General features: G+C 44.7%; 20 protein-coding genes. 13 read left to right on the plus strand and 7 right to left on the minus strand.

Annotation, left to right across the window (positions count from 1 at the left end; genetic code table 11):
• Positions 1-10: 10 nt before the first annotated feature.
• The gene (gene gloB / locus AYW76_RS11545; protein ID WP_067220113.1) at positions 11-790 is read right to left on the minus strand and encodes a hydroxyacylglutathione hydrolase; all 780 of its coding nucleotides are present in this window, start codon (positions 788-790) and stop codon (positions 11-13) included.
• Positions 791-874: 84 nt separating this feature from the next.
• Between gloB and AYW76_RS11550 the strand changes: the two genes are divergently transcribed.
• The 3 genes from AYW76_RS11550 to dnaQ are packed head-to-tail and all read left to right on the plus strand — an operon-like array spanning position 875 to position 2,788.
• A complete protein-coding gene (locus tag AYW76_RS11550) occupies positions 875-1,612 on the plus strand; it encodes a class I SAM-dependent methyltransferase (protein WP_067220116.1) in 738 nt (245 codons plus the stop codon).
• Positions 1,613-1,616: 4 nt separating this feature from the next.
• The gene (gene rnhA / locus AYW76_RS11555) at positions 1,617-2,060 is read left to right on the plus strand and encodes a ribonuclease HI (RefSeq protein WP_067038761.1); all 444 of its coding nucleotides are present in this window, start codon (positions 1,617-1,619) and stop codon (positions 2,058-2,060) included.
• Positions 2,057-2,788, plus strand: a complete 732-nt coding sequence (gene dnaQ, locus AYW76_RS11560) for a DNA polymerase III subunit epsilon (protein WP_067220120.1) — start codon at positions 2,057-2,059, stop codon at positions 2,786-2,788. Before rnhA ends, dnaQ begins: the two co-directional genes overlap by 4 nt.
• Before the next feature lie 65 nt (positions 2,789-2,853).
• Here dnaQ and nhaB read toward each other — a convergent pair whose 3' ends face one another.
• Complete coding sequence (gene nhaB, locus AYW76_RS11565) at positions 2,854-4,359, minus strand: sodium/proton antiporter NhaB (protein WP_067220124.1); 1,506 nt, start codon at positions 4,357-4,359, stop codon at positions 2,854-2,856.
• A 182-nt stretch (positions 4,360-4,541) separates the two neighbouring features.
• On the opposite strand from nhaB, the gene sohB reads away from it, so the two are divergent.
• A complete protein-coding gene (gene sohB, locus AYW76_RS11570; protein WP_067220127.1) occupies positions 4,542-5,570 on the plus strand; it encodes a protease SohB in 1,029 nt (342 codons plus the stop codon).
• A gap of 85 nt (positions 5,571-5,655) precedes the next feature.
• On the opposite strand, the gene AYW76_RS11575 is transcribed toward sohB, so the two are convergent.
• The 3 genes from AYW76_RS11575 to AYW76_RS11585 are packed head-to-tail and all read right to left on the minus strand — an operon-like array spanning position 5,656 to position 9,963.
• Positions 5,656-6,351, minus strand: a complete 696-nt coding sequence (locus tag AYW76_RS11575; protein WP_067220131.1) for a hypothetical protein — start codon at positions 6,349-6,351, stop codon at positions 5,656-5,658.
• Positions 6,348-9,752, minus strand: coding sequence for a transcription-repair coupling factor (mfd, locus tag AYW76_RS11580; RefSeq protein WP_067220134.1), 3,405 nt, complete (start codon positions 9,750-9,752; stop codon positions 6,348-6,350). The genes AYW76_RS11575 and mfd overlap by 4 nt, the downstream gene beginning before the upstream one ends.
• A gap of 13 nt (positions 9,753-9,765) precedes the next feature.
• The gene (locus AYW76_RS11585) at positions 9,766-9,963 is read right to left on the minus strand and encodes a tunnelling fold family protein (protein ID WP_067220137.1); all 198 of its coding nucleotides are present in this window, start codon (positions 9,961-9,963) and stop codon (positions 9,766-9,768) included.
• A 403-nt stretch (positions 9,964-10,366) separates the two neighbouring features.
• Between AYW76_RS11585 and AYW76_RS11590 the strand changes: the two genes are divergently transcribed.
• The 9 genes from AYW76_RS11590 to sthA all read left to right on the plus strand — a co-directional run bounded on the left by AYW76_RS11590 (position 10,367) and on the right by sthA (position 18,992).
• Complete coding sequence (locus AYW76_RS11590; protein WP_067220141.1) at positions 10,367-11,704, plus strand: Na(+)-translocating NADH-quinone reductase subunit A; 1,338 nt, start codon at positions 10,367-10,369, stop codon at positions 11,702-11,704.
• 3 nt (positions 11,705-11,707) lie between these two features.
• Complete coding sequence (locus AYW76_RS11595; protein WP_067220144.1) at positions 11,708-12,904, plus strand: NADH:ubiquinone reductase (Na(+)-transporting) subunit B; 1,197 nt, start codon at positions 11,708-11,710, stop codon at positions 12,902-12,904.
• On the plus strand, positions 12,897-13,694 hold the full coding sequence (locus AYW76_RS11600) for a Na(+)-translocating NADH-quinone reductase subunit C (RefSeq protein WP_067220146.1): 798 nt from the start codon (positions 12,897-12,899) through the stop codon (positions 13,692-13,694). The genes AYW76_RS11595 and AYW76_RS11600 overlap by 8 nt, the downstream gene beginning before the upstream one ends.
• Before the next feature lie 2 nt (positions 13,695-13,696).
• Positions 13,697-14,359: an NADH:ubiquinone reductase (Na(+)-transporting) subunit D gene (locus tag AYW76_RS11605; RefSeq protein WP_067220150.1), complete on the plus strand. Its 663-nt coding sequence runs from the start codon at positions 13,697-13,699 to the stop codon at positions 14,357-14,359.
• A complete protein-coding gene (nqrE, locus tag AYW76_RS11610; RefSeq protein WP_067208897.1) occupies positions 14,360-14,968 on the plus strand; it encodes an NADH:ubiquinone reductase (Na(+)-transporting) subunit E in 609 nt (202 codons plus the stop codon). It begins immediately after the preceding gene.
• A gap of 42 nt (positions 14,969-15,010) precedes the next feature.
• Entirely contained in the window at positions 15,011-16,237 is a 1,227-nt protein-coding gene (nqrF, locus tag AYW76_RS11615) for an NADH:ubiquinone reductase (Na(+)-transporting) subunit F (protein WP_067220154.1), read from the plus strand.
• Positions 16,238-16,309: 72 nt separating this feature from the next.
• On the plus strand, positions 16,310-17,326 hold the full coding sequence (locus AYW76_RS11620) for an FAD:protein FMN transferase (RefSeq protein WP_067220157.1): 1,017 nt from the start codon (positions 16,310-16,312) through the stop codon (positions 17,324-17,326).
• Positions 17,327-17,345: 19 nt separating this feature from the next.
• Positions 17,346-17,579, plus strand: a complete 234-nt coding sequence (nqrM, locus tag AYW76_RS11625) for a (Na+)-NQR maturation NqrM (RefSeq protein WP_067098715.1) — start codon at positions 17,346-17,348, stop codon at positions 17,577-17,579.
• Positions 17,580-17,597: 18 nt separating this feature from the next.
• Positions 17,598-18,992 carry a Si-specific NAD(P)(+) transhydrogenase gene (gene sthA / locus AYW76_RS11630; RefSeq protein ID WP_067220161.1) on the plus strand — a complete coding sequence of 465 codons (1,395 nt, stop codon included), beginning with the start codon at positions 17,598-17,600 and terminating at the stop codon, positions 18,990-18,992.
• An 89-nt stretch (positions 18,993-19,081) separates the two neighbouring features.
• Here sthA and AYW76_RS11635 read toward each other — a convergent pair whose 3' ends face one another.
• Complete coding sequence (locus tag AYW76_RS11635; protein WP_067220164.1) at positions 19,082-19,630, minus strand: hypoxanthine-guanine phosphoribosyltransferase; 549 nt, start codon at positions 19,628-19,630, stop codon at positions 19,082-19,084.
• 36 nt (positions 19,631-19,666) lie between these two features.
• Positions 19,667-20,518 carry a YihY family inner membrane protein gene (locus tag AYW76_RS11640; protein WP_067220167.1) on the minus strand — a complete coding sequence of 284 codons (852 nt, stop codon included), beginning with the start codon at positions 20,516-20,518 and terminating at the stop codon, positions 19,667-19,669.
• Positions 20,519-20,818: the final 300 nt, after the last annotated feature.

Raw genomic sequence — 20,818 nt, forward strand, 5'->3', positions numbered from 1 at the left:
TAGAGATCAACTAAAAGCCGTCTTTGGCGCGTCGAATCTGTGCAAAACCATTGATCAAATCCTGTGCAGGGTCTTCGTTGAGTAGATGCGCAGCTCCAGCGACTACTTGTTGCCAATCGAAGCGCATAAACGGATTTGTTTGCGCTTCCAAGGCGATGGTTGTTGGCAGGGTTGGGATATCTTTTGCCCGTAAGGCTTCTGCCTCATGATTGGCATTCACCAGTGCCGTGTTGTTTGGGTCGATGGCCAGTGCAAAACGGTAGTTAGCAAGAGTGTATTCGTGGGTGCCGTAAACTTGTGTGGCGTGTGGTAGCGCTCGTAAACGAGTCATTGCGTTCAGCATTTGCGCTGGACTGCCTTCAAATAAGCGACCACAGCCACCGCGAAATAGCGTATCACCACATAGTAACTGTGGTGCTTGTTGTTCTGGCTCAGCAAAATAGCAGATATGATCTAGTGTATGACCTGGGGTTTCTAATACGAGAAACTCTTGGTGATGAACGGTTACGCTTTCACCTTGTCTTAATGGATGCGTAACAAGAGTAGGCGATAACGATTCAGGGCCATAAGTAGGGCAGTTGAATTCTTTCTTAAGTGTCTCAACACCACCGGTATGATCTTTGTGGTGGTGGGTAATTAGGATCCCTGCCAGTGTCAGATGTTCTGCTTTGCAGTAGTCGAGCACAACTTGAGCGTCGCCGGGATCAACAGCCCATATGGTCTTTCGCGTAGCGTCTTTAGTGATCCAGATGTAGTTGTCATTAAATGCGGGTAACGGAAAAAATGTCATATGGCCAACGTGTATGTTTAAATATTAATGAATGGGCTACGGCTCATTTTGGTTTTGCAGCCCCGTAACGAAAGAGAGCATTGTATGTTGGATAACCAATCAAGACAATTATTCCAAGATTGGTATGACACTGAATTAGGACAGCGGCTTTTAAACGAAGAGCATGATTTCGTTGAGCGTGAGCTGGATAACATGGTGGGTTACTATCTGGTGCAGCAATCTCCGTTAAAACAGCTCACGTTTCATAACCATCGTATGCGAGAAAATATTTGCTTGTCGCCTGTGCTTGAGCTTGGCGCGAGTCAATCTACGGTGGTGGCAAATATGAGCGAACTGCCTTTGGAGTCTGACGGTATTGATGCCATAGTGTTGCATCATACGTTGGATTTATCCGAAAACCCTCATCGTGATTTGTACGAAGTAGCGCGTACATTATTGCCAAGCGGTAAATTGATTATTATTGGGTTTAATCCATTTAGTTTCTGGGGGATTCGTCGGGCATTTTCTAAGCGTATGCGTGCGCCATGGTCCGCCAGTTTTATCTCCCATCGCCGTTTAGACGATTGGTTGAAGGTAGCAGGATTAACCCTCGAAAAAGTTGAGTTTATTGATTACGATATGCCGTTTAAATCCAGTAAATGGCGTCAACGTATGGGCTGGTTAGGGAATTCGCTCAAAGCACTGAAATTGCCCATGGGCAGTGTCTACATTATGACCGCCACTAAGCAAACTCGTCGCTATATTCCTCTTAAACCGCGTTGGAAAGCGACCAAAGTTCGTGTTCCGCCATTGACTAAACCGACCATCAAAGAGATTAAGTAATTTAATGAAAGAAGTAACGCTTTACACCGACGGTGCATGTAAAGGCAATCCCGGCATTGGCGGATGGGGTGCATGGTTAACATTCGGTGCCCATGAAAAGCGATTGTGTGGTGGTGAACATGATACAACCAATAATCGTATGGAGTTGCTGGGGGCAATTGAAGGCTTAAAAGCGTTAAGAGAACCATGTCAGGTAGATTTATATACAGACTCTTCTTATGTTCAGAAAGGTATCACGGAATGGCTGGCTGGCTGGAAGCGTAAAGGCTGGAAAACGGCATCGAAGCAGCCGGTAAAGAATCAAGATCTATGGAAGCAACTTGATGAGATGTGCCAAAAGCATCAAGTGGCATGGCACTGGGTAAAAGGCCATGCTGGTATCGAAGGTAATGAGATTGCGGATGAATTGGCCAACCAAGGCATTGATGAATTGAGGGCAAAATCGTGAGACAAGTGGTACTGGATACCGAGACAACAGGTATCGACCCTAAGCAAGGTCATCGCATTATCGAGATTGGTTGTGTTGAAATGGTGGGGCGCAAGCTTACAAAACATCACTTCCATGTCTATATCAACCCTGAGCGTGAAGTCGAAGAAGAAGCTTTCAATGTTCATGGAATCAGTAATGAATTTCTACAAGATAAGCCTAAGTTTGCGGACGTCGCACAAGCGTTTTTCGATTTTATAAAAGGTGCTGAGCTAGTCATCCATAATGCACCGTTTGACGTTGGTCACATAGATAATGAGTTCTCGAAGCTGGGTGGTTTCCCTAAAGTTGCTGATGTCTGTAAGGTTTTCGACAGCTTGGTTTATGCGCGACGCAAGCACCCAGGTCAGAAAAACAATCTAGACGCCTTATGTAAGCGTTATGGTATCGACAACTCTCATCGAGAGCTGCACGGCGCCTTGCTCGACTCGGAAATCTTAGCCGACGTTTATTTGCTAATGACCGGTGGTCAAATCACGATTGGCGGTTTTGGAGGGGATGGTGACGAAGGTGAAGAAGCTCGATTGGCTGTTCGTCGATTGTCTTCTGATCGCCCGAAGCTGAAGGTGATTAAAGCCAGTGAATCGGAACTTGAGTCACATAACGAAAGACTGGATCTGATTGATAAGAAATCTGGTTTGTCATTATGGCGTAAGCTTGAAAACCCTGCTTTGGAGCAGAGCGAATAACAGTCACATCCCTAATAAAAAGGCCCAGTAGAGACATTTTACTGGGCCTTTTTATTTGCTGTGAATTACATGGCTAAGTAACTCACACAAATGCCACCAACTACGGATAAAACAATGGTGTACGGAAGTGCCATCCACACCATTTTGCCATAGGATAGGCGCAACAGAGGCGCAATAGCAGAGGTCAGCAAGAATAAGAAGGCAGCCTGACCGTTAGGCGTTGCCACACTTGGTAGATTGGTGCCAGTGTTTACGGCGATGGCTAATAGGTCGAAATGTTCACGTGTAATTAAGCCTTCATCCAAAGCGCTTTTTATTTCGCTGATGTAGACGGTGGCGACAAAGACGTTATCACTTATCGCAGATAAAAGACCGTTTGCAATGAAGAACATTATTGGTTGCTTATCGGTGGGGAAACTCAGTACAAAGTCGATAAACGGCTGAAATAAATGTTGGCTATGGATCACCGATACAACACTGAAAAATACGACTAATAATGCCGTGAACGGAAGCGCCTCTTCAAACGCGTGGCCAATACGATGCTCTTCGGTAATGCCATTCATGGACGTTAGTAGCACAATCACCATCAGTCCAACCAAGCCAACTTCAGCGACATGTAAAGCCAGAGAGAGGACCAGAATAATCGCCACAAGGCCTTGCACAACCAGCTGTGCTTTGTATTTAGCCGTGCTTTTATCCGCTTCTTCGTCAGCGAAGTTCTTCAGAATATTGCGCACGTTTTCAGGAAGCTTGGCACCATAATCAAACCATTTGGTTTTTTCTAGAATAACGACAGTGAGTAGTCCTGCCACAAGTACTGGCATGGACACAGGCGCTATGCGAATAAAGAATTCAATAAAGTCCCAGCCAGCAACGTGAGCGATCAGAAGGTTTTGAGGCTCACCTACTAGTGTACAGACGCCACCTAATGCGGTACCAACCGCACCATGCATAAGCAAGCTACGTAAAAAGGCTCTAAATTTTGCCAAGTCTTCCTGATTGACAGGTAGCACCAACTCATCACCACTTAGGTCATGGGATTTATTGTTCGATTGGTCTGATGCAACCTTGTGGTAAACCGAGTAAAAGCCAACGCTGACACTGATTAAAACAGCGGTCACGGTCAAGGCATCCAAAAAAGCCGACAATAAGGCTGCTGCAAAGCTGAAAACAAGAGATATCGCTACTTTTGAGCGGATTTTAATTAGCAGTTTATTAAAAATAAACAGCAGCATATCTTTCATGAAATAAATACCAGCAACCATAAACATTAGCAGCAGGATGACTTCAATGTTGCTCTCCACTTCATGATAAACCCCTTCACTAGTCGTTAAACCAAGCAAAACAGCTTCTATAGCCAGCAGCCCTCCTGGTTGAAGGGGATAGCATTTTAGCGCCATCGCTAAAGTGAAAATGAATTCAACAATTAATAACCAGCCCGCCACGAATGGTCCCATAGAAACCAAAACAATAGGGTTTAAGATAAGAAAAGCGATGATGGTTTGCTTATACCAGAGGGGAGATGACCCTAAAAAGTTATTGCCGAAAGCTTGAGATAGTGATGCTTTCATTAACAGTGCGCTCCTTAATTATGGCCAAAGCCGTAGTTTTGAGTGCAAATACTAAGCAAATACTGTTTAAAGAGCGACATATAAAGTCAACGAACTCAAAATTAAGTATTGTGAAATGTGTAGTGGGCTCTATTATCATTGGCCGGAAAGTAATTAATACACAGTAGTTTAGGAGTTTTGATTTGGAGTTTTTAGCAGATTACGCAGGCTTTCTAATACGCCTATTAAGTATTGCGTTGATCATTCTGCTGATTTTGTCGGTTGTTGCGAGCGGCAAGAATAAACAGCGTAAGAATGGCAACCTAACAATTACTAAGCTCAATGATGGTTACCAAACCATGAAAGATGAGCTGAGTAAAAAATTGTTTGATAAAAAGATACTAAAGCAGCAGCAAAAAGCCCTTAAAAAGCAAAAGAAAGCAGAAGCTAAGTCTGCTGTGAAACAAAGTGAAGATCAGAAACGCGTTTATGTTTTAGATTTTGACGGAGACATAAAGGCCAGTGCGGTGCAGTCTCTGCGCGAAGAGATTACCGCCATTTTAAGTGTGGCAACCGAGAAAGATGAGGTGGTTGTTCGTCTTGAAAGCCCTGGTGGTGTCGTGCATGGCTATGGATTAGCCGCTTCACAGCTGCAGAGAATTCGTGATAAGGGGATTCCGTTAACTGTTAGCGTTGATAAAGTGGCGGCCAGTGGCGGTTATATGATGGCTTGTGTGGCCGATAAGATTGTTGCCGCGCCGTTTGCGATTTTGGGCTCGATTGGTGTTGTGGCGCAAGTGCCAAATATTCATCGCTTGCTTGAGCGTAATACCATTGATGTAGAGCTGCACACAGCGGGCAAGTACAAGCGTACTTTAACAATGTTGGGTGAGAATACTGATGAAGGTCGTGAGAAGTTTAAGCAAGATTTAGAAGATACACATGATTTGTTTAAGCACTTCGTGTCTAAAAATCGTCCTGTATTAGATATCGATGCCATTGCGACCGGTGAAACATGGTATGGCTCTGAAGCCATTGACAATAAACTTGCCGACGCTGTGATGACCAGTGATGCCTATTTAGAGCAATACTATTCAGATCACGATGTGGTACAAGTGACGTATCGTGAACCTAAAGCGTTTACAGAGCGATTAGGGTTGGGTGTGTTGTCCGCGGTAGAGCAAAAAGCCACAGGATGGTTGTCTAAAGCCTTAAATCATCGAGGCTTTTAAGTCTTTTAAAGAGATATAAAAAATCCCGCTCAATGAACTGACCCCCAATAGTTGGATATTCCAATTACTGGGGGTCTTTTTATATCTAGCGCTCCGAGACTAAATCAATTGCTTGTTCCAGATCGAGCGGCTCGAAGTAAATGAGGGTGCCAACGATGGGATGATCGATATAGTTGAGTTTTTTGCTGGCCGTTTTATTTTTGAAGTGAAGAGGCAGGACTTGGGAAGGGCCGTCCCAAAAGCTTTGGCTCGGTTGTAGTTGGGTGCCAGAAGCATGAGCGTTTGCGTGTACCTCTTCTGGTATCACTGCGACAGGGTTGCCAAATAGATAGGACTGATAATGTAAATTACTTTCAAGGTAGCGACCTAAAGTGAAGGTGACCTTACCTGTGAATTCTGGGTATCCATTTTGCTGAGCATCACTGAAAAGCGGCTTCGAAATAGACGCGCCTGTATCAGGAAAAATTAAAGTCCAGCTGTTAGATGTTAGTAGCTCAGCGCGCGCTCTGATCGTACTTTGGAAATTATCAAAAGGTGAAGGCAGTGAACGCGGGGCAATGCTTGAGGCACTTCGTCTAGGATTTTTCATTAAGCCATCTAGCGAATAAACATCTTGATACTCGATGGTTTCTGAGCTCATGTTGTCAGGCCAAGCAAACGTCATAACGTAAGCTTGGTAGGCACGTGCTTTTTCCAAATCAATGCTGTTAAGGTCGACAGCATTGGCTTGGCTGATGGCGCTTGATAAAACACCAAAGACTAAGAAAGAGAGTGCTTTCAATGTAACAATTCCAATGTTTTAAGAGTATGAGTGAAACGTTCGTCTGCGTTGGGCATATTAGCAATAAATCGTAACGTATCCGAGCCGGAAAGTTTGAATTGATCGGGTTTCGTTTGAATTAACGAAATTAATTTCATAGGGTCCACAGGTGTGTTGCTCTTAAAGTGGATCTTGCCTTCGTGCTGATTGGCTTCGATTTTTTGTATACCAAGCTTTTCCGCTTTGAATTTTAGAGCTGTTTGGCGGAATAAGTTCTTGGTAGGGTCCGGTAATAGTCCGAAGCGGTCAATCATTTCGACTTGCAGTTCTTTGAGTTGGTCATCATTTTTGGCGCTGGCAATACGCTTGTATAGCATTAAACGGGTATGAACATCACCCAAGTAGTCTTCTGGGATTAACGCGGCAATACGTAGGTTAATGTCGGTCTGTGCTGGCGTTGAGATATCAACGTCAGGAGATTCACCGTTCTTAAGCGAAGTAACTGCACGATCGAGCATTTCCATAAACAATGAAAAACCGACGTGTTCAATGTGACCACTTTGTCCATCACCTAATAGTTCACCGGTTCCGCGAATTTCCAAATCATGCGTGGCCAGTGTGAACCCTGCGCCTAACGTGTCGGCCATGGTAATAGCTTCTAAGCGTTTTTCTGCATCACCGGTGACTTTGCGGTCATTGGGAGTTAGCAAATAAGCGTAGGCCTGATGATGCGAGCGACCGACACGGCCACGTAATTGGTGTAGCTGAGCGAGGCCAAACTTATCAGCACGCTCGATGATGATGGTGTTAGCGTTGGGTACATCGATTCCAGTTTCGATGATGGTAGAACAGACCAGCACATTGGCGCGCTTATGATAAAAGTCCGACATAACCTGCTCCAGTTCACGTTCACGCATCTGACCATGACCAACGATGACGCGCGCTTCAGGAACAAGCTCTTTTAAGTCTTCGGCGGCTTTCTCGATGGATTGGACTTCATTGTGTAAATAGTAAACTTGTCCACCGCGATACAGTTCACGCAATACGGCTTCTCTAATTTGATGAGTGTCTTTTTGCTTCACGAAGGTCTTGATTGAGAGACGTTTAGCCGGCGGTGTCGCGATAATTGAAAGATCTCGAATACCATTTAGAGACATATTAAGAGTTCGCGGTATCGGGGTTGCCGTCAGTGTCAGAATATCCACTTCTGCACGTAAGGCTTTAAACTGATCTTTTTGCTTCACACCAAAGCGGTGCTCTTCATCAATGATGACCAATCCAAGGTTGGCGAAGTTGATGTCGCTTTGAATCAGTTTATGGGTACCTACAATAATGTCAGCGGTACCTTGTTGGATACGATCGATAGCGGCGGTAGTCTGTTTGCCGGAACGGAAGCGAGACAGCAGTTCTACCTGAACGGGCCAATCTGCAAAGCGGTCGCAGAAGTTATCGTAGTGTTGCTGCGCTAATAGGGTGGTTGGAACCAGTACGGCGACTTGTTTGCCATCTTGAACGGCTAGGAATGCTGCCCGCATCGCCACTTCGGTTTTACCAAAACCTACGTCACCACATACGAGACGGTCCATGGCTTTAGCGTTAGACATATCATGAATGACCGCGTCGATGGCCGATTGTTGGTCTGGTGTTTCTTCAAACGGGAAACCAGATGAAAACTGTTTGTAAGCGTCATCAGGTTTGGCAAACGCATGACCTTTTTTAGACTCCCGTTTAGCGTAAATTTCTAACAGTTCAGCGGCGGTATCTCGCGCTCTTTCAGCGGCTTTTTGTTTGGCAACGCTCCATTTGTCAGTGCCCAATTTGTGCAGCGGCGCGTGTTCTTCGTCGGCCCCGGTATAGCGTGAAATCAATTGTAGAGACGATACTGGCACGTACAGTTTTGCGTCGTTGGCGTAGCCAAGCGTTAGCAGTTCGGTTTCTTGTCCATCAATGGATAAATTAGTAAGCCCTAAATAGCGGCCAACGCCGTGATCAATATGAACAACCGGCGCACCCATTCGCAACTCTGTTAAGTTACGAATAATGGCATCTTCGTCGATGTTAGAGGCTTTGCGTCGGCGCGATTGTGTGACGCGTTCGCCTAACAAATTACTTTCTGCTATGAGAACGCAGTGCTCGTCTAAAACAAAACCTTGCGACAGCAATCCTTCGGTAATGAAGAGTCCACTTGTTTCCTCGCAGAAGCTTTGCCAGGTTTCGCACACAGAGGGCTTAATTTTAGCGTCTTGCAATAAGTCCAATAAGGCTTCACGACGACCAGCGGATTCGGCAACGATTAACGTGGGTAAGGTTTGTTGCGCCAAAAAAGCTGTCAGTCTTGCGAATGTGGCTTGGCCTTGGCTGTCTGCGGATAGATCTGGAAGAGCCGCTTCAGGAGCTTGGTTGGTGCGAAAGATGAGGCCTGCAAAATGATTGAGTTGCGCGAAGAATTCATCTTCTAAAAGGCAGAGCTCACTTGGCTTCAAAATAGGTTTTTGAACATCATAAGCAAGTGATTCATGTCGCGTCTTATAATCGAGTAGGGTTGCACCGACATATTCGTTGAGTTGCTCATTACGTGCCACCAGAGTTTGTTCACGTAGGTAGTCGAATAGTGTGCCGGTTTTTTCGAAAAACAGTGGTAAGTAATACTCGATGCCGCCTGGAATAATACCTTCAGTGACATCTTGGTAGACAGGGCTGCTGAGAGGATCGATGTCAAAACGTTCACGAAAGCGTTTACGAAATCCGGTTATACCATTTTGGGTCGTGGCAATTTCTCGCGCTGGAAGAATCTTAATTTCTGCTACTTTCTCGATAGTGCGTTGCGTCTCGACATCAAACCATCGAATCGATTCTACTTCATCGTCAAACCATTCAATACGGACTGGGTTAGCAACCCCCATCGGGTAAACGTCCATGATTGCGCCACGAACGGCAAACTCTCCATGGGTTGTCACCGTTTCAACATTTAAATAGCCACCATTGCTTAAGCGATCAATTAATTGTTTCTGGGCTATTTTCTGATCGAGCTTTAATTCAAAGCGCTGCGCATCAATGTGTTCTTCTGGACAAATTCGGGTAAGGGCAGAGGAGGTGGTGGTTAAAATAATGCCTGCTGACAAATCTCGAATTTGGGCTAAAGTATTTAAACGGTCAGAAATGATGTCTTGATGTGGTGAGAAACTGTCGTATGGCAGAGTTTCCCAATCGGAGAAGCGTAAGACAGGTAAGTTTTGCTCGGCAAAAAAGCGGATGTTGTCCTCTATCTCATTCAACTCAGTAGCACTGGCCGCAATGTACAGTAACGGCTTTTGATGTTGTTGGGCGATATCAACAATACGTTTTGCCTTATGGCTAATGTTGTGCGTATCGAGAAAATTCTTAAAGCCGGCAGTAAATTGTAGTGTGTGTTGTATGGTCATTTTGTTGGCTAATTTAAATTTTATGTTTAGCTAAGCGAAACGAAACAGCGTCAGCAAAGCGCAGTGCATGAGGCTTAACAGCCTCTGACGGATATTCATTGGGCGCATTGAGCGCGACATCTTGCAGGTTGTGCGTTTCTTCTTCACTGCCACCAATGTATGTGCGAAGACGTAAATCTTTAATGCGAATCTGTGCTGCAGCATGTGACATGACATGTTTCCCTTGCAAGTGTTTTGCACTTTGAATCTATTTTGTCGTGTTACATCGTATGCCGCAACCATGGAAGTTCAAACAACTAGGGAAAAGTGAGTAAGACACGCAGCTTCCTTTAAATGTAATAAAAATACAAAACTCACATTGGGAGGCTAGTAAAATAAACAGCGCTTATAGTTGGTATTTCTCTGTTTTTGCGCACTCATTGTGGGTAAAGGAAGCGTACGCTAGTAGTCAACGCAGGCAATGATCTCTATAATACGCAGGTTTTTTCGGTGAAGTGATATTACGTTATAAAGCGACCTTTAATTGGTGGCGAGAGTCAAAATGCTTTCCCGGAGGGGATTTGGCTCAGTAGCGTAAGTACGCTTTGGTGTTCAATTTTTGTTGGGCAGAACATATGTATAAAATTACTAAAGGCCTAGATCTACCGATCAGCGGCGCCCCCAATCAGGTGATTGAGGATGCTCCTGCCGCAAAATCGGTTGCCATCATCGGACCTGACTACATTGGTATGAAACCTACCATGTTGGTCAAAGAGGGTGATAAGGTCAAAAAAGGGCAGGTTATCTTTACAGATAAAAAAACGGAAGGAGTAAAGTACACCGCCCCAGCCTCAGGTACTATCGCTGCGATCAATCGCGGTGAACGACGCGTACTGCAATCGGTTGTTATTACAGTTGAAGGTAATGACGCCATTGAATTTTCGAAACATTCGGGTTCAGAGCTTAAATCGCTAGAGCGCGGTAAAGTAGTAGAGAACTTAGTTGAGTCTGGTCTTTGGACTGCGCTACGTACTCGCCCTTTCTCTAAAGTTCCTGAAGTTGATTCAGTCCCTAACTCGATCTTCGTTACGGCAATCGATACGAATCCTCTTGCAGCAGATCCTGCTGTTGTATTGGCTGATAAAGCAGAAGCATTTGCGGATGGTTTAACAGTATTGACGCGTTTGACTGAGGGCAAAGTATTTCTTTGTAAAGCACCAGACAGCAAAATTCCAACTACTTCAGACGTTGTGGTAGAAGAGTTTTCTGGTAAGCACCCAGCGGGCCTTGTTGGAACGCATATTCATTTTCTTGATCCAGTCAGCGACAAAAAGACAGTTTGGTCTATCAACTACCAAGATGTGGTTGCAATCGGTGAGTTGTTTGTAAATGGTCAGCTGGATGTTTCTCGCGTCGTTGCTGTGGGTGGACCTCAGGTTTCTAAGCCGCGTTTGATTCGAACGGTTATTGGTGCTGATCTAAATCAGTTGCTTTCAAGTGAACTGCCTGATGGCGAGAACCGTATTATCTCAGGTTCAGTGTTGTCTGGTCGCAAAGCGGTTGGTCCTTATGCGTACCTTGGTCGTTACCACGCACAAGTGGTTGTCCTTGCTGAAGGTCGTGAGCGTCAAATGGTTCATTATTTACGTGCTGGATTTGAAAAACATTCTGTATTGAATGTATTTATTTCAAAGCTAACAGGTAAGTCGACATTTGACATGACAACATCGACTAACGGTAGTGATCGTACCATGCTGCCACTGGGTCATTTTGAGCGTTTGATGCCGTTGGATATTCTTCCAACTCAATTATTGCGCGCTTTGGTTGTTGGCGACACTGAGCAGGCACAGAAGCTGGGTGCATTAGAGCTTGATGAAGAAGACTTGGCGTTAATGACGTATGCTTGTTCAGGTAAGTTTGAATACGGCCCAATTCTACGTGACTGTCTCACAACGATTGAGAAAGAGGGTTAATCCATGGGTCTTAGAACTATTCTAGATAAAATGGAGCCTGAGTTTCACTCAGGCGGCAAATATGAGAAATGGTATGCACTTTACGAAGCGGTAGATACTATTTTCTATCGTCCTAGCAGTGTTGCAAAAGGTGGTTCTCACGTTCGTGACGCGGTAGATATGAAACGTGTCATGATTCTTGTTTGGATGTGTACATTCCCTGCCATGTTTTTCGGTATGTACAATATCGGATTCCAAGCAAACTCTGCGTTAGATGTTATGGGTGCAGCGCCGGCTGACACTTGGCGTCAAGGGGTTATCGGGGCACTGACAGCGTATAACGTAAACAGTGTCTGGGATAACATGATTTATGGTGCGATGTATTTCTTGCCTGTTTATCTAACCACGTTTGTGGTGGGTGGTTTCTGGGAAGTATTGTTCGCTTCGGTTCGTAAACATGAAGTGAATGAAGGTTTCTTCGTTACGTCTATTCTGTTTGCTTTGACACTTCCTGCAACTATCCCGCTATGGCAAGTTGCTTTAGGTATTACTTTTGGTGTGGTACTGGGTAAAGAAGTATTTGGTGGAACGGGTAAAAACTTCCTAAACCCTGCCTTAGCAGGTCGTGCTTTCCTATTCTTTGCTTACCCTGCGTCTATGTCTGGTGATGCGGTATGGACAGCGGTGGATGGTTACTCTGGTGCGACGGCTCTTAGTCAAGTGGCAGCAAGTGGCGTTGAAGCATTGTCTGTGTCTTGGTCTGATGCGTTCTTCGGCTTCATTCAAGGTTCTATGGGTGAAACCTCTACCCTAGCAATTTTGATAGGGGGTGGTGCGCTGTTGATTATGAAGATTGCTGCATGGCGAATTGTTGCAGGTGTGATGCTTGGTATGGTGGCAACGTCATTGCTATTTAATGCCATTGGCTCTGATACCAATGCGATGTTTGCGACACCTTGGTACTGGCACCTTGTAATGGGGGGCTTTGCTTTCGGTATGATGTACATGGCTACTGACCCTGTGTCAGCGTCTATGACTAACCGTGGTAAATGGTTCTACGGTGCGCTAATCGGTGTAATGGTTATCATGATTCGTGTAGTAAACCCTGCGTACCCTGAAGGTATGATGTTGGCGATTCTATTTGCTAACCTGTTTGCTCCGTTTATTGACCACTTCGTAGTGCAAGCAAATATCAAACGGAGGATTGCTCGTAATGGCTAGCAGTAACGATAGCATTTCAAAAACCATCATTGTTGCTGTGGCACTGTGTTTGGTATGTTCGATCTTTGTTGCGGGTGCTGCGGTTGGTCTTAAGCCAATTCAGCAAGAGAACCGTGACCTCGACCGTAAACGTAACATCTTGGCGGCTGCGCAAATGCTTCAGCCAGGAGAAAGCGTTGAAGAAGTGTTCGCGACCGTTGAAAAACGACTTGTGAACATTGAAGCTGGCCGTTTTGCAACGGATGCCGAACTTCAAGAAGCAGGCATTAACGTTGACTCTTACAGTCAGCAGGCTGCGGCGAAAGATCCGGCGTTGTCTACTTCCTTGAAGGGTGAGAGTGATCCTGCAAGCATCAAGCGTCGCGCTAAATTTGCAGCGGTATATGTTGTAAAAGATGAAAATGCGAAAGCACGCATCATCTTGCCAGTTCATGGTTACGGTCTATGGTCAACAATGTATGGCTTTATGGCACTTGAATCGGATCTTTCTACAGTCGTTGGTTTTGGTTTTTACCAGCAAGCTGAAACACCTGGACTGGGTGGTGAGGTCGATAATCCTAACTGGAAAGCGCTTTGGGAAGGTAAAGAAGTCTACAACGAGGAAGGCGAGGCTGTTATTCGCTTGGCTAAAGGTTCTGTAGATTCTAATGATCCTAATGCATCTCATAAAGTAGATGGTCTTTCTGGTGCGACTTTAACCAGTCGCGGTGTGACGAACCTAGTTCAATACTGGTTGGGTAGTGAAGGTTTTGGTCCTTTCCTTGCCGAACTTCGTAGTGAAGGAGTGTAAGCATGTCTGAAGTGAAAAAAGTCTTATTTGGCCCCATTCTATCTAATAACCCAATTGCTCTACAGATTCTTGGTATCTGTTCTGCTCTTGCGGTAACAAGTAGTATGAGCGTAAGTTTGGTAATGTGTGTCGCGTTAACCATGGTGACCGCTTTCTCGAACTTGTTCATTGCGGTCATCCGTAGCCACATTCCGAACAGTATTCGTATCATCGTGCAGATGATCATTATTGCTTCGTTGGTAATTGTGGTAGACCAAGTGCTTAAAGCATTCGCCTATGAAATCAGTAAGCAATTGTCTGTATTTGTTGGCTTGATCATTACTAACTGTATCGTTATGGGACGTGCCGAAGCCTACGCAATGAAGAATGGCCCTATCATGAGCTTCCTTGACGGTATCGGTAATGGTCTTGGCTACAGTGCAATGTTGATTATTGTCGCTTTCTTCCGCGAGCTTCTTGGTGCGGGTAAGCTACTTGGTGTGCCAATATTTGAAACGGTTCAAAATGGCGGTTGGTACCAACCTAATGGCTTGATGCTTCTACCACCAAGTGCTTTCTTTGTTATCGGCCTTGTTATTTGGGCGTTACGAGCATACAAGACAGAGCAGGTTGAAGAGCCAGAGTTTACTATTGCTAAGAACTCTCGTTCTCAGGAGGCGTTATAAATGGAACACTTAATTAGTCTTTTTATAAAGGCAGTTTTTGTTGAAAACATGGCTCTGGCCTTCTTCCTTGGTATGTGTACGTTCTTGGCACTGTCTAAGAAAGTAGAAACAGCCATTGGTCTTGGCATTGCAGTTGTAATCGTTTTGGCGGTTACTGTTCCTGTGAACAATTTACTTTATCAAAACCTTTTGAAAGAAGGTGCCTTAGATTGGGCTGGCTTGCCAAATGTTGATCTTAGTTTCTTAGGTTTGTTGAGTTATATCGGTGTTATTGCAGCGATTGTACAGATTTTGGAAATGACCTTGGATAAGTACATGCCTGCGTTGTACAACGCATTGGGCGTGTTCTTGCCTTTGATTACGGTAAACTGTGCCATCATGGGTGCATCACTGTTCATGGTAGAGCGTGACTATAACTTCAGTGAAAGTTTGGTTTACGGTGTGGGTGCTGGTATCGGTTGGGCGTTGGCGATTGCAGCACTTGCAGGTATCCGTGAAAAGCTAAAATACTCTGACGTGCCTGCGGGTCTGCGTGGTTTAGGTATCACGTTCATCACCGTTGGTTTGATGAGTTTGGGCTTTATGTCATTTTCTGGTGTGCAGCTTTAATTGTTGCGCAGTTAGACAACCAAGAAAAAAGGTTAAACTAGCATGGACTTAGATACAATTATTCTAGGTGTTGTGATGTTTACCGCTATTGTGTTGGCGTTGGTGGCGATCATTTTGTTCGCTCGCGCCCGCCTAGTAAGTAGTGGTGACGTAACAATCCGTATTAATGGGGAAAAGGAAGTGACGGCGCCAGCGGGTGGCAAGCTGCTTCAAACCCTAGCAAACAGTGGTGTTTTTCTTTCGTCTGCCTGTGGTGGTGGCGGTACCTGTGCTCAGTGTAAATGTAAAGTGACCTCTGGTGGTGGCTCTATGCTGTCTACAGAGCAGTCACATTTTACACGCCGTGAAGAGAAAGAAGGTTACCGTCTTTCTTGTCAGGTTTCCGTGAAACAGGATATGGATGTGGAAGTGCCTGAAGAGGTCTTCGGCGTAAAAGCTTGGGAATGTACAGTTGAATCCAATCCGAACGTTGCAACATTCATTAAAGAATTGACGCTTCGTCTTCCTGAAGGTGAAAACGTCGATTTCCGTGCCGGTGGCTATGTTCAGCTTGAGGCGCCTGCGCACACGGTTAACTACAAAGATTTCGAGATCCAAGAAGAATACCGTGGCGACTGGGATCACTTTAACCTATGGAAATTCGTTTCTAAGGTTGATGAAACGATCATCCGCGCCTACTCGATGGCGAACTACCCAGAAGAGAAGGGTGTTGTTAAATTCAACATTCGTATTGCTTCACCGCCTCCAGGTAAAGACGATGTGCCGCCAGGTCAAATGTCTTCTTATGTGTTCAGCTTGAAAGAAGGCGATAAGATCAAAGTTTACGGCCCATTTGGTGAATTCTTCGCGAAAGATACCGATGCGGAAATGGTCTTCATTGGTGGTGGTGCAGGTATGGCGCCAATGCGCTCCCATATCTTCGATCAGCTTAAGCGCTTGCATTCTACTCGTAAAATTTCTTTCTGGTATGGTGCGCGTAGTTTGCGTGAAGCATTCTACACAGAAGAATATGATCAGCTTGAAGCAGAGAATGATAACTTTGAGTGGCATTTAGCGTTATCCGATCCTCAACCAGAAGATAACTGGGATGGTAAGACTGGTTTTATTCACAATGTGTTGTATGAGAACTACCTAAAAGATCATCCAGCGCCGGAAGATTGTGAGTTCTACATGTGTGGACCTCCAATGATGAATGCGTCGGTCATTAAAATGCTAGAAGACTTAGGTGTTGAGAAAGATAACATCCTTCTTGACGACTTTGGTGGCTAGCACTGAATAAAACATAGACCCACCATATGGTGGGTCTTTGTTTTTCTTTTCATGTAAATGTGTTGGGTATCTATGAAGAACAAACTTTTGCTAGCTTTAGTGGCAATCATTTTAGCTACAATCCTATTTAAAGCCGTTTCATTTTCCCCTGAGCAAGTTAGTTTCTCTGGCCCGACAATGGGCACAACGTATACGGTTAAATATATAACAACAGCCAACAGTCCAAGTCGTGACGAATTAAAATCCAACGTTGACAGTGTGTTAGTTCATGTTAACAAATTGATGTCGACTTATGACCCAACGTCTGAGCTGTCAGAATTCAACAAGCAGCCTGCTGGTACCACCATTGAAGCATCTGATGGTTTAACCTATGTCTTAGGTGAGGCGCTTAAAATCAGTGAGCAATCGGGCGGAAAATATGATGTAACCGTCGGGCCACTGGTCAATATCTGGGGATTTGGCCCAGGTAAGCATAATGATGAGGTGCCCTCTGATAGTGCCATCGAGGCGGCACAACAAAAAGTAGGCTATCAGCATGTAAGTATTGATGGAAATGCCATTACGAAATCCAATGATGTGTATGTTGATCTATCGTCCATCGCAAAAGGGTATGGCGTAGATGAGGTTGCTCGTACCTTGAAAGAATCAGGGGTTAGCAACTATCTTGTAGAAGTAGGTGGTGAAATTCTTGCTTCAGGACGAAAGTTAGATGGTAGCTTGTGGCATGTTGGTGTGGAGAGTCCTGCAGGTGGTCACAATGTAGCGCAGCGAGTGATTGCGGCCAGTGATGTTGCTATCGCGACCTCAGGAGATTATCGAAACTATTTTGAAAAAAACGGTGTACGCTATTCTCATACCATTGACCCGACAACCGGTAAGCCAATTACTCATCGTTTGGTCTCCGTGACGGTAATCGATTCAACGTCTACCCGAGCTGATGGTTTGGCGACAGCGATTACAGTGCTAGGTCCGATTGAAGGCCTGAAATTTGCACAAAAATTCAATATAGCGGCCTACATGTTGGTTAAAGAAGATGCTGGGTTTGTTGAGGAATACTCTGATGCATTTAAGCCTTATTTAACTAACTAGCCCTAATTAAGAGGTAGATATGACAACAATTGTATTAGCATTTGTATTAATGATTGCTTTGGTAGTTGCCATGGCAGTAGGTGTTCTGATGGGGCGTAAGCCAATTTCCGGGTCATGTGGCGGTATGAGTGCCTTGAACATGGAAGTGGCTTGTGATATTTGCGGTGGCGATAAAGGAAAGTGCGAGAAGGAAACAAAAAAAGCACGTGCTGCTGAAGTCTCTGACGAACAGTTTTATGACGCAACGAAATAGATGAGGTAATAAAATCTTATGACGACTAGACACTATGATGTCGTGGTACTTGGTACCGGTCCTGCTGGGGAGGGAGCTGCAATGAATGCAGCTAAAGCAGGCAAACGAGTTGCAGTCATCGAAGCTAGTCCGCGAGTGGGTGGTAGCTGTACGCACTTAGGCACAATACCTTCTAAAGCGCTCCGCCATGCGGTAAAAGAAATTATTGCATTCAATACAAACCCCATGTTCCGTGATATTGGTGAGCCACGTTGGTTCTCTTTTCCTAAGGTATTGGATCGCGCTAATCGTGTTATTGATAAGCAGGTATTAGGTCGTACGGAATACTATGCTCGTAACCGAATTGATGTGTATTTTGGTCGTGGCCGTTTTAAAGATGCCAATACGATTGAAGTGAATACTTATGAAAAAGGTCCAGAAGAATTAGTGGCTGAAAAAGTGGTGATTGCAACGGGCTCTCGCCCTTATCGCCCAGCCAATATCGACTTCACTAATCCTCGTATTTATTGCTCTGACAGCATTTTGACACTTAGTCATACTCCGCGATCATTAATCATTTATGGTGCAGGGGTAATTGGTTGTGAATACGCCTCTATTTTCTGTGGTTTAGGTGTTAGAGTTGAGCTGATTAACCCAGGCAAAAAGTTGCTTAGTTTCCTAGATGATGAAATTACCGATGCACTGAGCTATCACTTACGTGATGGTGGTATCTTAATTCGTCATAATGAGACTTATGAGTCGATTGAGGCTTCAGAGCGTGAAGTGGTCGTCAATATGTCTTCAGGCAAAAAGCTGCGTGCTGATGCGATGTTGTTCTGTAATGGTCGTTCGGGCAATACAGAAAGCTTAGGGTTGGATAATATTGGCCTTGAGACAAACTCACGTGGTCAACTAGCGGTCAATGATACCTATCAAACAGCAGTAGAAAACGTTTACGCTGCAGGTGATGTAATTGGTTGGCCAAGTCTTGCCAGTGCAGCCTATGATCAAGGTCGTTCTGTCGCGGCTAATATGCTGGGCTTAGAGGGTGGTCACTATATTTCTGAGGTGCCGACAGGGATTTATACGATTCCTGAGATTTCGTCTGTCGGCAAAACAGAGGCAGAATTGACGGCTGAAAAAGTACCTTACGAAGTAGGTCGTGCATTCTTTAAGAATACCGCTCGAGCGCAAATTACGGGTGAAGCGGTAGGGATGCTGAAGATCTTATTCCATCGTGAAACGCTGGAAATCCTAGGTATCCATTGTTTTGGCGACCAAGCGTCAGAGATTGTGCATATCGGCCAGGCGATTATGAAACAGCCGGGCGAATTGAATACGTTGAAATATTTCTTGAATACAACGTTTAACTATCCAACTATGGCTGAAGCATATCGTGTTGCGGCTTTGAATGGCATCAACCGAGTTTTTTAAGTGTATTGTGTTTGATCAAAAAAAGGCGCTGCGGCGCCTTTTTTATTGTCTGTCTCGCGGGGTGATTGGTGCGAGAAGGCGGTTAGGTCCTACTTGCCTTTTACGGCGTAAATACCTTGAAGGTTGCGGAAGTAGCCTTGGTAGTCCATACCATAGCCAAATAGGAAGCGGTCTTCGACATCTAGGCCGATGTAGTCTGGACGCATTTCTACTTTGCGATCATGCAGTTTGTTTACCACCGTTGCAGAGTAAACATTTTTGGCACCGTTAGCTTCAAACCATTGGATGATTGCTTCGACAGTATGGCCTTGATCAAAAATATCATCCACGATTAAAACGTCTCGTCCTTTGAACTCTGTTTGAGGGTACCGTGTCCAATTTAAGTCGCTTCCTGTTGTCTCGAGGCCATAACGACTAGCGTGAACATAATCAAGTTCGAGAGGGAATTGTAAGCGCTGTAGCAAAGCGGCAGTCGGAAGTAGGCCGCCATTCATGACACAAATAACGAGCGGCATCTTTTCGGCTAAATCGCCCGAGATTTGCTCAGCCATTTTATCAAGAGCTTCGTTAAGTTGTGCTTCGTTAATAAGGCAATCTGCCTCACTAAGGATCGATTTTAGTTCATCAATAGTATGCATAGGTTTGTTTGGGTCGTTGTATACAAATTTGACCGATCATTCTAACTTATCGTGCTCTTTAAGGCGATCCAATTTGTGGAGTGTTGCATTTAAACTGACGGTGAGCAAAATAATTAACCAGCTGGCTTGTAGCCATATTAAGAAGGTTGGCAATGCTGCAAAAGCGCCATAGACAATTTGGTAGCTGGCAAAAAATTGTGCGAAATTGGCGAAGATTGAATTAAGAGTGGCAATGGCGATGCCCCCTATGAGTGCAGCAATCGCAGTGGGTTTCAGCCTAACTTCAGCATTAGGTGTCAAAAAATTGATGGTAAATAGCAGCAAAAAATACACAATATAACTGCTTAATTCAAAAATACTCTCTAAGAATGTCGGCATATAGTCACCGCTAATTTGGTATGACAGTAGGGTGCCATATAAACTCATCACCACCGCCAACATGATAGGGCCGAGAGTAAGAATAGCCCAATACGTGAGCAGTCTTTCGCGAATGTTACGCTTATTTTTGATTTGCCAGATAGCTTGTACCGAACCTTCAAAGCTATTTAATAGTAATAGCGCCGTGAGGATAAGTGTTGCAATGCCTGCAGCAGGGAGGTTTTTTGTTTGCTCTGAAAAAGTCAAAAGGTAAGGGATGACGGTACTACTACTGCCTGGCGCAAGATGTGATTCTACGTAAGCCACTAAAGAGTCTTGCATGGCAACCATAGCGGGCGTTAGCCGTAAAATCCCGAATACAATGGTAATGATTGGAACGGCCGCTAAAAGCGTTGCTAAAGTTAAATGTGCCGCCCGAAGCGATACTTGATGCCTTAACGCTCTCGTCCATACCAAGCGAATAAGCTGAAATAATTGTGCGGCAATATTTTTTACTGCTTTGACCTGCATGCCGAGATCCCTATGTCTTCAGTCTTATTATTCTAACGATAAAAGTGGTAAGTCGCTATTGTGTAAGTATTGTGGTAAGTGCACATATATAGTGCAAGGTGTCTTTTTGTGTTCCATTTTGGTTGCAAAGGGATAAGCACGAGACTAATATCGCTCTTGTTCCTTTTGTGATATTTGTACTGTTGAGTTACCAAGGTAAGAAGCTTCACTGTATTCTATGTTCCCTGGTTGCAAGAAGTCATTTATTATTTTTAGCCCAGCTTTGCTGGGCTTTTTTATGTCTTTCAGTTGACGATTTAT

It is taken from the genome of Marinomonas gallaica, from assembly GCF_001639745.1.
GTDB lineage: Bacteria > Pseudomonadota > Gammaproteobacteria > Pseudomonadales > Marinomonadaceae > Marinomonas > Marinomonas gallaica.